The following is a 13,269-nucleotide window of genomic DNA, read 5'->3' as shown; positions in this document are numbered from 1 at the left end:
AGGTCACCCACTGGCCGATGCGTGCGCGTGGATGTTGCAGCGCTGCCCTTCCGCGTCTGTTGACGGCCCTCTGGGGGGCGTCAACGGGCCCTCAGAGTTGGTAGAACGCCCGGATCAGGTCCCAGGCTTCTTGTGGGTCATCGGTGTAGTGGAATAGCTGGAGGTCCTGCGCCGAGATCGTGCCTTCTTCCACCAGCACATCAAAGTTGATGAGGCGCTTCCAGTAGTCGGTACCGAACAGCACGATAGGTACGGGTTTGGCCTTTTTGGTCTGCACCAGGGTCAGCACTTCAAACAGCTCGTCCAGCGTGCCAAAGCCGCCTGGGAAGGCCACCAAGGCCTTCGCGCGCATCATGAAGTGCATCTTGCGCAGCGCGAAGTAGTGGAACTTGAAGGACAGCGAGGGCGAGATGAAGCGATTGCCGCTTTGCTCGTGGGGCAGGGCGATGTTCAGTCCCACGTTCAGTGCACCGGCGTCGTGCGCGCCCCGGTTGGCGGCCTCCATGATGCCGGGGCCGCCGCCCGTGCAAATGTAGATGCGGTCGGCGGGGCGCTGGTGTTCGCTGTAGTCGGCCACCAGCTTGGCGAACTGGCGGGCCAGGTCGTAGTAGCCCGCGTTGCGCACCGCCAGGCGCGCGCGGCGCACCCGCTCGGTGTCGCCGCTGGCTTCAGCGTCGGCCAGCTGAGTGGCTGCCTCGTCGGGCGCCACGAAGCGCGCGCTGCCATAAACCACCACAGTGTTTTCAATGCCTTGCTCGGCTTGGCCCAGGTCGGGCTTGAGCATTTCGAGCTGAAAGCGGATGCCCCGGGTCTCGCGGCGGAACATGAATTCGGGGTCGGCAAAGGCCATGCGGTTGGCATCGGCCTGCAGGGGGTTGCCGTTGTGGGCGTGGTTGTGCAGCTCGGCCCAGGCATCGGCCAGGCGGCGTTCGTTGAGTTGGGTGTTGGATTCCATGAGGGGCTCGCGTGTCGGTCGGGGAATGAGAGAAGGAGTGGCGGCACCGGCAGCAGCCGGTGGTGGCCCGTGCAGTGTGGCGTGGATTTATGACGAAATAGCTTGCAGGCGCATACGCATCATGCGCGTGATGCTATGAAATAAGAAGCACTTTGCATGCCAAGCACCGTGAGGCCCAGGGAGCCGAGCAGGTGCAGCGCTGTGGTGCCCAGTGCCATGGCGTAGCGCTGCACCATCAGCATCTCGACGACTTCGGCCGAGAAGCTGGAGAACGTGGTGAGTGCGCCCAGAAACCCGGTGACCAGTGCCAGCCGCCACACGGGATCGATCTGGGGCATGGCGTGGAACACGGCGACGAACACACCGATGAGGTAGCCGCCCACCAGGTTGGCGGCCAGCGTGCCCCAGGGGATCAGACCCCCTGGACTGAGCCACAGACCCAGGCGCCAGCGGGCCAATGCGCCCACACAGGCTCCGAGGCAAATGGCAAAAACATTGAGCATCGGGGGATTGTCGCTGGATTTGACACCCCCTTTTGAGCCGCCCCCGCACGTTGCCCTGCGGCCACCGCCGGGCCCTGGCCGCAGGCGGCCTTGCTGGGTGGCCTGGGCGAGGGCTGCGCCTGTTTCATGCGCAGCTCCCCGGGGGAATGTGGCCGGTGGCGGCCGTTCAGCGTGCCGACATCTGCTGTGGCAACCAGGTCACGATGCCGGGGAACACATAGATCAGCGCCACGGCACCACACATCAGGAGAAACATGGGCATGGCCACCTTGGCGATCCAGGGCAACTGGCGCCCCGTCATGCCCTGCAGCACGAACAGGTTGAAGCCCACGGGGGGCGTAATCTGCGCCATCTCGACCACCAACACGATGAAGATGCCGAACCAGATGGGGTCGATGCCGGCCGCCTGCACCGTGGGCATGAGCACGCCCATGGTCAGCACCACCATCGAGATGCCGTCCAGAAAGCACCCGAGGATGATGTAGAAAATGGCCAGTGCCACGATGAGCTGGGCCTGGTTCAGGCCGAGTGATGCGATCCATTCCGCCAGGTGGCGCGGAAGGCCGATATAGCCCATGGCCAGCGTGAGAAAGGCAGCCCCTGCCAGGATGAGCGCGATCATGCAGTACAGGCGCGTGGCGCCCATCAACGAGTCCTTGAAGGTGCCCCAGGTCATGGAGCCCTGCACGGCCGACAGCACCAGCGAGCCCACCACGCCCACGGCCGCTGCCTCGGTGGCGGTGGCAAAACCGGTGTAGATGGAGCCCAGCACCGCCGCAATCAGCAGCACCACGGGGATCAGGCTGCGCGATTCGGACAGCTTCTGCATGAAGGTCATGCTCCCGTCGGCGGCAGGCACTTGCTCGGGGTGGCGCAGCGCCCAGACCATGATGTAGCCCGAGAACAGGGCCGCCAGCAAAATGCCCGGCAACACGCCCGCGATGAACAGCTGCGAGATGGAGACCTCTGCCGACACGCCGTAGACGATCATGATGATCGACGGCGGGATCAGCAGACCCAGCGTGCTGGCCCCGGCCAGCGTGCCCACCACCATGTGCTCGGGGTAGCCTCTGCGCGTCAGCTCGGGCAGCGTCATCTTGCCGATGGTGGCGCAAGTGGCGGCACTCGACCCCGACACGGCGGCAAAGATGGTGCAGCCCACCACATTGGTGTGCAGCAGGCGACCCGGTAGCGCTTGTACCCAGGGGGCCAGGCCCTTGAACATGTCTTGCGACAGCCGGGTGCGAAACAGGATTTCGCCCATCCAGATGAACAGCGGCAGGGCGGTGAGGGTCCAACTGGAGGCGCTGCCCCAGATGGTCACTGCCATCGCATCGCCCGCCGGGCGTGCAGAAAATAGCTGCATGGCGATCCAGGCGACGCCGGAGAGGGTGAGCCCGATCCATACGCCGCTGCCCAGAATCAGGAACAGCGACAGTACGAGCAGGCCGGTTATGGCGAGATCACTCATGGTAGGTAGTGCCGGGTTTATTCATTGCGCAATGCTTCGCCGGATGAGGCATCCACACGCTTGCCCATCATCTCCAGCACCAGTTCGTCCACGAACGCGATGGCCAGAATTACCGTGCCAACGGCCATGGCGATTTGTGGAATCCACAGCGGTGTGGCGTCACTGCTGGTGGAGATGTCGTGGAACTCGTGCGACTGCCACGCCAGCTTGCAGCTGTACACCGCAAACAACAGCGCCAGCAGTGAGGCAATGGCCAGGGCCCAGATCTCGAACGCCTTTTTGGCGCCGCCCTTCAGAAAGTTGAGCAGCAGCGTGACGCGGATGTGTTCGCCGCGCTTCAAGGTATGGGCCAGCGCCAGAAAACCCGCAGCGGCCATCAGATAGCCCGCATAGGCATCGGTGCCCGGCACATGGAAGTGGAACTGCCGGCTGGCGATGGACAGCAGCACCATCCCCAGCAAGCCGATCATGAAAAGCGCCGCCAGGGCGGCGGCGCTGTCGTACAAAAAGTCCAGCAGACGACGCATGGGCGTGGGTGCCTGGGCTTACTTGCGGTAGGCGTCGATAAGCGCCTTGCCTTCGGGACCGGCCTTGTCGAGCCATTCCTTGAGCATGGTGTCACCCACCTTGGCCATGTCGGCCTTCAGGGCGGCGGGTGGGGCCTCTACCGCCATGCCGTTGGCCTTGAGCTTGGCCACCGTGTCGGTGTTGACCTTGGCACTGTTGGCCCAGCCGCGCGCTTCGGCGTCGGCTCCGGCCTTGAGCAGGGCGTCCTGCAGTGGTTTTTCGAGCGCGTCAAACGCCTTCTTGTTCATGAGCACCGCGTTCTTGGGCAACCAAGCCTGCGTGTCGTAGTAGAACTTGAGGTGCTCGTACAGCTTGCTGTCCACACCCGTGGCGCCCGAGGTCATCGTCGATTCGACCACGCCTGTGGCCAGTGCCTGCGAGAACTCGGCCGCCTGCACCGTCACGGGCTGTGCGCCCACCAGTTCTGCAATGCGGGCGGTGGCAGGGCTGTAGGCGCGCCACTTAATACCCTTGAGGTCAGCGGCGGAGGCCAGCGGCTTCTTGGTGTAGATGCCTTGGGGTGGCCAGGCCACGGCGTACAGCAACATCATTCCCTGTTCAGCCAGCTTCTTTTCCAGGAAGGGCTTCTGGGCAGCGTAGAGCTTCTTGGATGCGTCGTAGCTGTCGGCCAGGAAGGGCAGGCCATCCACGCCAAACAGCTGCCATTCGTTCTGGAAGTTGGCGAGCAGGATCTCGCCCATCTGTGCCTGGCCGCCTTGCACGGCGCGCTTGATTTCAGGCGCCTTGAACAGTGCGGCATTGGCGTGCACCGTGATCTTGAGCTTGCCACTGGTGGCCTTGTCCACATCGCTGGCCAGTTGCACCATGTTCTCGGTGTGGAAGTTGGTGGCCGGGTAGGCGGCGGCCAAGTCCCACTTGGTTTGCGCAAAAGCCGAGGTGACGGTCAGGCCAGCGGCCAGTGCCAGGCCGAGTGCGGTGACGGGGAAGATTCGACGCTTCATGAAGTTGCTCCGCAGGGTTGTGTATGTAACAAATCACTGTATCGGAAGCCGATCCAATTGCGATAGGTGTTTTGCCTAAACGCTGACAATTTGCCAACAAATTACCATCGACTTGCCTACAATGCCCCATGCATATCCCGTGCCAATGACAGCAACCACAGGCCCGAACCCGCCATGAAATCTGAAGCCAAGCCCAAATCCAAGGCCAAGGTCGACTCCGGTCCCATCGTTTCGTCGGCGCACCTGGTGTCGGCCCAGAGCGCAGAGATGAGCGAGTTTGAGTTTGGCCTCATCGTGGCGGGCAATGCGTTTCATCGCTGGGTGGCGCATTGCATGTCTGCCTCGGGGTTGAAAGACCTGGCGCCGCTGGATGTGCTGGTGTTGCACCACGTCACACACCGGGCGCGCGACAAGCGGTTGGCCGACATTTGTTTCATCATGAACATGGAGGACACCCACCTTGTGAACTATTCGCTCAAGAAGCTGCAGTCTCTGGGCGTGGTGGCCTCGCAAAAAAATGGCAAGGAAGTCACCTACGCGGCCACCGACATGGGGCGCACCTATGTAGAGCGGTACCGAGAGATTCGCGAGTCTTGCCTGATGGATGCGCTCAAGGCCGACGATGCACTCAATCGCGACATTGGCGAACTGGCGCGGCTGCTGCGTGTGCTGTCAGGTATGTATGACCAGGCGGCGCGCTCTGCGGCATCGTTGTAGGCGCTGAACGGCAGGCCGGATTCAAGGGCAGAGGGCGGCCAGCGTGCCGTGCGGTCGCAGATGACGTCGTTGTTGGATATCAGCTTCGGCGGGCTAGCTTTTGCCAGGCCGCAGTGGCCGCCAGCACGGTGTGCATTTGCACCGTATGCGCTTGGCGGAAGTCGTCACCTTCAATGGTTTCGTCGGGGTACTCTGTGATCAGGGTGACCGGCGCGGAGTCGGGGTTGGCCGTTTCGGTCGCGGTGTAGGCCGTGCCGTGCAGCACTTCAAATTGAAGCTTGCCCGAGTGGCGCTCGTACAGCGCCATTTGCCGTGCATTGAAGGCGGCGAGGCCCGGCACTTGGTTCAGCGCGGCGCACACCGCGTGCAGCAATGCCATGGCTTCGTTTTGCCAGCCTGGGTGGTACCGCAGGATCAGAAAAAAGCCCTTGGGTATGGTCCATAGCTCAAAACCGCGCGGCATATAACCCGACAACGGGCGCGTCCATTCGTGGGCCGGGTAGCCGTGCAGGTTGAGGTGCAGTTGCGCACCCGAGCGGGCGAGGGCTTGCTGGCGGGCTGCGCGCTCATACAGAGGCGCCCCCTTGCGGTACTCGATGTCGTCGCCCAGAGCTGAATACCGCGCCGCATGGTGCATGTGTAGCGCGTTGTGCCCGCGCAGTTCGCGGTGCAGGGCGTAGCCGTCGGGATTTTCCAGGGCCATCAGCACAAAGTGGGCGCCAGCGTGGTTGTTCAGTGTTCGGGCTGCGCGCAAGGCGCCGACGATGCCAGAAGTTTCGTTGGCGTGCTGACCACCACTGATGAATACCGGCGCGTCGGTGCCGTGGCGGTACAGGGCCTGAACCGCGCGGCCCTGGCGGCTGGCGGCGCCGAAGCGTTCGCCAGCTATCTGGTCCATTTCGGTGGCGATGCGTTCGGGCGATGGCGCTGTGCCCAACACGTCCAGTGGTTCATCCGTTGCCGGAAGCGCCGCTGCGCACAGGTCTTGGGCTGCCGTGTCAAAGGCTTTTTGCGCGATGCGTAGCCGTGGCGCGTGCGAGCTGGCACGCAGGTCGGGCACGATTTGCCCAGGTTGCAGACTGCGGTCGCCCGCAGGGCGGCCAGAGCGCCGCTGGAAAACCTCCAGCAGCGAAAAATAGATGTCTTCGTGCAGGCCCTCAAGGCTGCTGATGGTCTCGTGACCGACGGGTAGTCGCTGCTCGATACCAGGCATGTCGATGCGGATATCAAGGCGCTCAAAGTAGGGCTCCTCGGCACGCCAGGGGTGGTTGGCTACCGTGTCCATTACCGTGGCAAACAGCTGTTCGTAGTCGGTGACCCGGGCCATATCCAGCACGGGCTGTGTGGCGGACTCAGGCGTGGCCCGCACCCACCCCGTGGGGGACAGCAGTGTGATGCCTTGCAAATCCGTGTGCACGCGGTTGGGCGCCCAGACGCGAGCCTGGAGCCGTGTGCCGTCGCGATAGGTGCCTTCGATGCGGTAGTGCAGATCCTCCGTACCCGGCACGAAGCTGAGTTGGCAATGCACCAGCAGTGCCGTCAAGGGATAGGCTTCTTGTAAAAACCGCTGGGGGGACGCCTGCGGGTGCACCGGATAGTGGATCGTTACTTCAGCCAGCAGGCTCGCGTCGATGTCTTCGATGAAATAAAACACCAGCGGCTTGTAGGCGCTGTGCAGGTGCGCCTGCACGCCCGCTGCGGCCAGTTGGCGTTCGGCCGCGCGGCGGGCCGCCATGCCTTCAAACAGCCAGGCCTGTACGCTCGCTCCGCGCCAGGCGGGGTTGGAAAACTCTTCGACCCATGCATCCAGGGTGCGGGGGAAGCTCTGGTCCAAGAGGAGCGCGGTGTTGGTTTGCATCACTGTTTTCCGGTCGGGTCGATGCGGTCACGCAGCCAGTCACCCAGCAGATTCAAGCCCAGTACGGTCAACATAATGGCCATGCCTGGGAAGACACTGATCCACCAAGCGGTCTGCATGTAAGTGCGGCCGTCGGCCAGCATGCCGCCCCAGCTGGGGATCAGCGGATCGACACCCAACCCCAGAAAGGTCAGGCTGGACTCCAGCAGGATGTTGTTGGCCACGTTGAGTGTCATCAAGATGATGACGGGGCCGATGACGTTGGGCAGGATATGGTGACGAACCATTGCCAGATCCCGCACGCCAAAGGCCCGAGCTGCCTGGACGAATTCACGCTCTCTCACCTGCAGCACCATGCCGCGCACCAGGCGCGCAAACTGCACCCACTGGGAGATCACCATGAAAACGATGATGTTGAACAGGCCTCCGCCCAGGATGGAAATGAAAGTCAACGCAATCAGGATGAAGGGCAGGGCCAGCTGAATATCCACACAGCGCATCAGCAGCATGTCCCAAAAGCCGCGGTAGTAGCCTGCAACCAGCCCGATCACGATTCCGAGCACCGAGGCGCCCGCCACCGAAGCGAAGCCCACCAGCAAGGAGATTCGACCGCCGACCAAGACGCGCGCCAATACGTCGCGCCCCAGGGCATCGGTGCCAAGGGGATGGGCCCAACTGGTGAATGGCGCGGTCAACCGGGCACTCAGATCCATGGCAGCGCCGCCGTCCGGAAAAATCCAGACCGAGCACAACACAAGCAGCAGCATCGACCCCGTGAGCACAACGCCGAGTACGAATTCGAGCGAGCGCCATTGCATCCCGCGAGAGGTTTGAACCGGTGCTGCCGCCGGGGTAGTTGTAGAAGCGGTGGATTGCATGGTTTTGCAGTGTTTCTTGCAGTGCTATTTGGTGCGAATGCGAGGGTCGACCAGGCCGTAGGCAATATCGACCAGCAGATTGACGGCGACGATCAACACCGACAACACCGTTACCGTGCCTTGCAGCACCGGATAGTCGCGGCTGGCAATCGCTTCAAACGCCAAGGTGCCTAAACCGGGCCAGTTGAAAACGCGTTCGACAACCACTAGGCCTCCGACCAGATTGCCAAACTGCAGCCCGATGTACGTGATCAGGGGAATGGCGCAGTTGCGCAGCGCATGTTTGTACAAAACAACGCGGTCCTTGAGCCCCTTGGCACGCGCCACCATGATGTATTGCGCAGACAAGGTTTCCAGCATGGCCGTGCGCACCAAACGCACATTGGTCGCCGACAAAATGATGGCCATGGTCAGTGCCGGCATCACCAGACTAATGGGGCCGTCCCAGCCCGACGGCGGCAGCAGTGGGAAGGTGATGGACAGCAGCAGCACCAGCATGATGGCCAGCCAGAAGTTGGGAAACGACAGGCCCACCAGCGAAAGAATGCGGATGCATTGGTCTGTGCCTTTGCCTTTGTGCACCGCCGCCTGTATGCCCAGCGGCACCGAAACGAGCACCGACAAGAACAACGACACCAGCGCCAGCGCCAGCGTGGCGGGCAAGGCGTCGGCGATCAGTCGCGACACGGGTGTGCCACCCATGAAGCTTTTTCCAAGATCGCCCACCACCGCGCCTCGAAGAAATTCAAAGTACTGCACCGCAAAGGGGCGCTCCAGCCCCAGTCCCTCGCGGATGTTACGCAGATCCTCTTCGGTCACGCTACCGGCCCCCTGGGCCAGCATCAATGCGGGGTCTCCCGACAGTCGCACTGCATAGGCCACAAACAGGGTGACCACGAGCACGACGAAAATCGCCTGCAGCAGTCGCTTCATCAAAAATCCACTCATGGGGCTGGCGAGTCAGGTTAGAGGGTGGAAGGGGAGCTGGAATGGCCTAAAAGACGCTCAGTCGACCGAAGCGTCGACGAAGCGGAAGCGGCCATCGGCTGGCAACGCCAGGTTTTTGGCGCGCTTGTTCAGGCCGTAGATGGTGTTCAGGCTGTACAGGGGCATTTCCAGCGCTTCATCGGCTACGTAGCGCGCAATTTGCTGGAGCGTGGTCTTGCGTGCAGCCTGATCCCAGGTGTTGCGCTGGGTGTGCAGCAAGGCGTTGAGCTTGGCGTCGTCGTCAAACGGGTTCCAGCGCTGCTTGGTGTAGTACATCGAATACGCAGTGTTGTCGTAGTCGAAGGTCCAGCCGCCCCATTGGTTTTGCCACATCTCGCCGGTCTTGCCTGCGGGGATGATGTCGTTGAGCAGCACGTTGGTGTCGTAAGGCTTGAGGGACGCCACGATGCCCACGCCCTGCAGATAGCTGGCCACGGCCTGCGCCACTTCACGGAAGTTGCTGTCCGAGCCGCGGAAGTCGATCTGGATCTGCGTGCCGGGCTTGACGCCTGCCTTGGCCAGCATGGCCTTGGCCTGGGTCGGATTGAACGGCAGCGGCTTGAGGGCCGGGTCATTGCCGAAAGACAAAGTGCCCTGGAAGCTGGCGATGGGCTTGGCATTGCCCAGCAAGATCGACTTGATGATGGCATCGCGGTCCACGGCCATGGTCAGCGCCTTGCGCACGTCCTTGTTTTTCATGATGCCGCGCTGCGTGTTGTAGCGCATGGCCAAGGCCACAGGGCCATCCATGCTCTGCACGGCCAGCTTGCTGTCTTTTTTCAGCGTGTCGATCATCGCCAGGGGGATCTGGTTGGCCACGTCGATACGGCCCGCCTGCAATTCGGCGGCTTGTGTGGCGGGCTCCGTGATGAAGCGGTAGACCAGGTTGTCCAGCTTGGGCGCGCCGCCCCAATAGCTTGCATTGCGCTCAAAAGAGAGGCTGACCTTGGGTTTGTAGTCGACGAATTTGAAGGGGCCGGTGCCGACAGGGTTCGCTCCAAAATAGGTGCTGCCCTTTTCGGTGATGTACTTGGGTGGAACGATCATGGCGCCGTAGCCAGCCAGTTTGGTCAGTAGCACGGGGTCCGGGTTCTTCAGCACGAAGTCCACGGTGTTGGCGTTGACCACCACCACTTTTTCGATCGCGTTGTAGTTCGATTGTTGTGGGCCCTTCTTGCCTTCGTCGCCCAGCAGGCGGTCGAATGTGAACTTGACTGCATCGGCGTTGAAGGGTTCGCCGTTGTGGAACTTGACACCTTCGCGCAGCGTGAAGCGCAGCTTGGTGTTGTTGTCCAAAAACTCCCACTTGGTGGCCAGGCCGGGCACCAGCTTCATATCGGGTGTCCGCATGATCAGGCCATCAAACACCTGGCTGCCCACCGCGCCCCACGACACCAGGAAGGTCGCGATCGGGTCCCAGTTGCCCGGGTCCTGGTGGATGGCCACGTTCAGCGTGCCAGCGGCATGGGCGCCTGTGGTCAGAACGCTGGCAAGAGCGAAGCTGGTAGCGGCAACGAGGGTTTTCAGTTTCATGGTGTGCATCCTGGAAGTGAGTTGGGGACGAGCGTGGAGCGGCTGAACTTTTTGCAGATGGACTGACGGAATAACCAAACAATGGCGAACGGACTGAATGAATGAATGACTGAAGGGCGGACGCCTTGGTGGGCGGGCTGATGCCATGTTTCAGGCTGGGGCGACGAGCGCGACGCGATGGCCTGGTGCTACATCGCGAAAGCGCAGGATCGCTGGCTCATTGCCCACCTTGCGCACGGGGCTGGGGATCTCGCCTTCGACCAGGCGGGCGTCAATGGTGCGTCCTGGCTCTGCGATCGGTACGGCGGCCAGCAGCTTCTTGGTATAGGGGTGCTGCGGGTTTTCGAAAATATCCTGGCGGCTACCGATTTCGACAATCTGCCCCAGGTACATCACAGCCACGCGGTGGCTGATTTTTTCGACAACGGCCATGTCGTGGGTGATGAACAGGTAAGACAGTTTGAGCCGGGCTTGCAGTTCCATCAACAGGTCAATGATCTGCGCTTGAATCGAGACGTCAAGCGCTGACACCGACTCGTCGGCAATGATGAGCTGGGGGTTGCAGGCCAGGGCACGCGCAATACACACGCGCTGGCGCTGGCCGCCGGATAGCTCGTGTGGGTAGCGGTGCAGGTGTTCGGTGCTCAGGCCCACATCGCGCAGCAACTCGGCCAGGCGTTTTTGCACGGCTTCGTTGCTGGTCAGAAGGCGGTGGGTGTGGATGGGTTCGGCAATGCTGAAGCCGATGGTCTTGCGCGGGTCCAGTGCAGCAAAGGGATCCTGAAAGATGTACTGGATTTCTTGCTTGATGCGCTGGCGGCCCGCTGCGTCCAGGCTTTGAACATCCTGGCCGTTGAATCGCACCGTGCCACCGCTGGCGGGCACGAGTTGTTGCAAGGTTTTGCCAATTGTGGATTTCCCACTCCCGGACTCGCCCACTAGCGCCAAAGTTTCACCGGGGTGGATTTCCAGGCTCACTTGTTCGACGGCGTGCACACGGTGGGTCACACGGCCCAGCAGCGAGTGGCCTACGTCAAAACGGGTTGTCAGCTTGTCAACGCTGAGCAAGGTGGTGGCGGCATCGACCGTGTCTTGAACTTGTGTGGTGCCCACTTCGCGCGGCGTGTCGCCATCCAGCACGATCAGCGGCGTGCGTTGGGGCAGGGGCTGGCCTTGCATGCTGCCCAGCTTGGGCACGGCCGAGAGCAAGGCGCGCGTGTAGGGGTGCTGGGGGTTTCGGAAAATTTGCTCGACGGGGCCTTGCTCGACCTGGCGGCCTCGCCACATCACCACGACATCGTCGGCCATCTGTGCCACGACACCCATGTCATGCGTAATGAATATGACGGCGGTGTTCAGGTCACGCTGCAGCTCACGGATGATGTTCAAAATCTGCGCTTGGATCGTGACGTCAAGGGCCGTGGTGGGCTCGTCGGCAATCAGCAGCGAAGGTTGGCATGACAAGGCCATGGCAATCATCACGCGCTGGCGCATGCCGCCCGACAACGAATGCGGATAGCTATCTGCCAGACGCTCGGCGTCCGGTAGGCGCACCTTCTGCAGCAGGACCAGGGTCTGCGCCCGTGCCTGCGCCGGGCTCATGCCTTGGTGCAGGATGAGCGCCTCTGCGATCTGGTTGCCGATGGTGAACACGGGGTTCAGCGAGGTCATCGGCTCCTGGAAGATCATGGCGATCTCGTTGCCACGGATGCGCCGCAATGTGTCGTCCTTTGCGGCTGTGAGGTCCAACGCGCCACTGCTGGGAGACTGGAACAGCACCTGTCCATGGGTGATGTGACCAACCGAATAGTCGGTGAGCCGCATGATGGCCTGCGAGGTCACGGATTTGCCCGAGCCCGACTCTCCCACGACGGCGAGTGTGCGGCCCGCGTGGACATCAAAACTGACCCCGTCCACCGCCTTGAAGCGACCGCCGGGCACGTTAAATTCCACGGAAAGAGACCGCACGGAAAGCAGCGGCGTTGTCGCCGATTCGGGACTGATTGTCATCGTGGAAGGGAGGAGAGGAGCATCAATTCATGTGCGTGGAAGACGAGCCGCAAGATGATGGGAGCCGCCGCTGGATATAAGCTGTTGCTCACAAGTAGTGCTCGATGGAGTGACGCCAACGCAGGGAGATCAATGTACTGGACGGAGTGCTCTGTCCATCTAGGTGTTTGCCACAGTGTCGACAAATTATCGACAAATTACCATCAAAGCGGCACCATAATACCTGCTTGCACATCCCGTGCCAGCCGTGTGCCCGGTCGGAACCTTCGCCATGAACATCTCCGCTAAGCCAGCTACCGATGCGCTTTCCATCGTTTCGTCGGCGCACCTTGTCTCGGCCCAGAGTGCAGAGATGAGCGAGTTCGAGTTTGGCCTCATCGTGGCGGGCAACGCGTTTCATCGCTGGGTGGTGCATTGCATGGCTGCAGCTGGGCTCAAGGACCTGACACCGCTCGATGTGGTGGTGCTGCACCATGTGTCCCACCGCGCACGCGATAAGCGCCTTGCGGACATCTGCTTCATCATGAATGTGGAAGACACGCACCTGGTGAACTACTCGCTCAAGAAGCTGCAGACCCTGGGTGTGGTGGCTTCGCAAAAGAATGGCAAGGATGTCACCTATGCCGCCACCGACTCGGGTCGCTCCTACGTGCAGCGCTACCGCGAGATTCGTGAAAGTTGCCTGATCAATGCGCTGAATGCCGATGATTCGCTGAATCGCGACATCGGCGAGCTGGCCCGTTTGCTGCGTGTGCTTTCGGGTATGTATGACCAGGCAGCGCGCTCTGCGGCTTCGTTGTGACTGCGGCCGCCCTTGTTTCTTAAAAT

At 61.8% G+C, this 13,269-nt stretch carries 12 protein-coding genes; 2 read left to right on the top strand and 10 right to left on the bottom strand.

The features are described 5' to 3' along the window. Positions 1-91: 91 nt before the first annotated feature. The 5 genes from OIN59_RS12235 to OIN59_RS12215 form a co-directional block, all read right to left on the bottom strand. Positions 92-955 (bottom strand): LOG family protein, encoded by an 864-nt coding sequence (locus OIN59_RS12235; RefSeq protein WP_274110677.1) that lies wholly within the window; start codon positions 953-955, stop codon positions 92-94. Positions 956-1,074: 119 nt separating this feature from the next. Next, a complete protein-coding gene (crcB, locus tag OIN59_RS12230; RefSeq protein WP_274110675.1) occupies positions 1,075-1,458 on the bottom strand; it encodes a fluoride efflux transporter CrcB in 384 nt (127 codons plus the stop codon). Positions 1,459-1,624: 166 nt separating this feature from the next. Continuing rightward, the gene (locus OIN59_RS12225) at positions 1,625-2,929 is read right to left on the bottom strand and encodes a TRAP transporter large permease (RefSeq protein WP_274110673.1); all 1,305 of its coding nucleotides are present in this window, start codon (positions 2,927-2,929) and stop codon (positions 1,625-1,627) included. 17 nt (positions 2,930-2,946) lie between these two features. Then, positions 2,947-3,456, bottom strand: a complete 510-nt coding sequence (locus OIN59_RS12220; RefSeq protein ID WP_274110671.1) for a TRAP transporter small permease — start codon at positions 3,454-3,456, stop codon at positions 2,947-2,949. An 18-nt stretch (positions 3,457-3,474) separates the two neighbouring features. Continuing rightward, positions 3,475-4,458 (bottom strand): TRAP transporter substrate-binding protein, encoded by a 984-nt coding sequence (locus OIN59_RS12215; RefSeq protein ID WP_274110669.1) that lies wholly within the window; start codon positions 4,456-4,458, stop codon positions 3,475-3,477. Between the two features lie 174 nt (positions 4,459-4,632). Here OIN59_RS12215 and OIN59_RS12210 point away from each other — a divergent pair, with 174 nt between their 5' ends. Then, positions 4,633-5,175: a winged helix DNA-binding protein gene (locus OIN59_RS12210; RefSeq protein WP_274110667.1), complete on the top strand. Its 543-nt coding sequence runs from the start codon at positions 4,633-4,635 to the stop codon at positions 5,173-5,175. A gap of 79 nt (positions 5,176-5,254) precedes the next feature. Here OIN59_RS12210 and OIN59_RS12205 read toward each other — a convergent pair whose 3' ends face one another. The 5 genes from OIN59_RS12205 to OIN59_RS12185 all read right to left on the bottom strand — a co-directional run bounded on the left by OIN59_RS12205 (position 5,255) and on the right by OIN59_RS12185 (position 12,441). After that, positions 5,255-7,033, bottom strand: coding sequence for a M14 family metallopeptidase (locus OIN59_RS12205; protein ID WP_274110665.1), 1,779 nt, complete (start codon positions 7,031-7,033; stop codon positions 5,255-5,257). Then, entirely contained in the window at positions 7,033-7,911 is an 879-nt protein-coding gene (locus OIN59_RS12200; protein ID WP_274110663.1) for an ABC transporter permease, read from the bottom strand. The genes OIN59_RS12205 and OIN59_RS12200 overlap by 1 nt, the downstream gene beginning before the upstream one ends. A 24-nt stretch (positions 7,912-7,935) precedes the next feature. Further along, positions 7,936-8,859 carry an ABC transporter permease gene (locus OIN59_RS12195; protein ID WP_274110661.1) on the bottom strand — a complete coding sequence of 308 codons (924 nt, stop codon included), beginning with the start codon at positions 8,857-8,859 and terminating at the stop codon, positions 7,936-7,938. Positions 8,860-8,916: 57 nt separating this feature from the next. Continuing rightward, on the bottom strand, positions 8,917-10,431 hold the full coding sequence (locus OIN59_RS12190; protein ID WP_274110659.1) for an ABC transporter substrate-binding protein: 1,515 nt from the start codon (positions 10,429-10,431) through the stop codon (positions 8,917-8,919). 150 nt (positions 10,432-10,581) lie between these two features. After that, a complete protein-coding gene (locus OIN59_RS12185) occupies positions 10,582-12,441 on the bottom strand; it encodes an ABC transporter ATP-binding protein (protein WP_274110657.1) in 1,860 nt (619 codons plus the stop codon). A 271-nt stretch (positions 12,442-12,712) separates the two neighbouring features. Between OIN59_RS12185 and OIN59_RS12180 the strand changes: the two genes are divergently transcribed. Next, positions 12,713-13,243, top strand: coding sequence for a winged helix DNA-binding protein (locus OIN59_RS12180; protein WP_274110655.1), 531 nt, complete (start codon positions 12,713-12,715; stop codon positions 13,241-13,243). Positions 13,244-13,269 lie beyond the last annotated feature (26 nt).

This window comes from Acidovorax benzenivorans, assembly GCF_028680575.1.
Lineage (GTDB): Bacteria > Pseudomonadota > Gammaproteobacteria > Burkholderiales > Burkholderiaceae_C > Acidovorax > Acidovorax benzenivorans.
The sequence above is the reverse complement of the archived record's forward strand: the minus strand, read 5'-3'. Positions and strand labels throughout refer to the sequence as shown.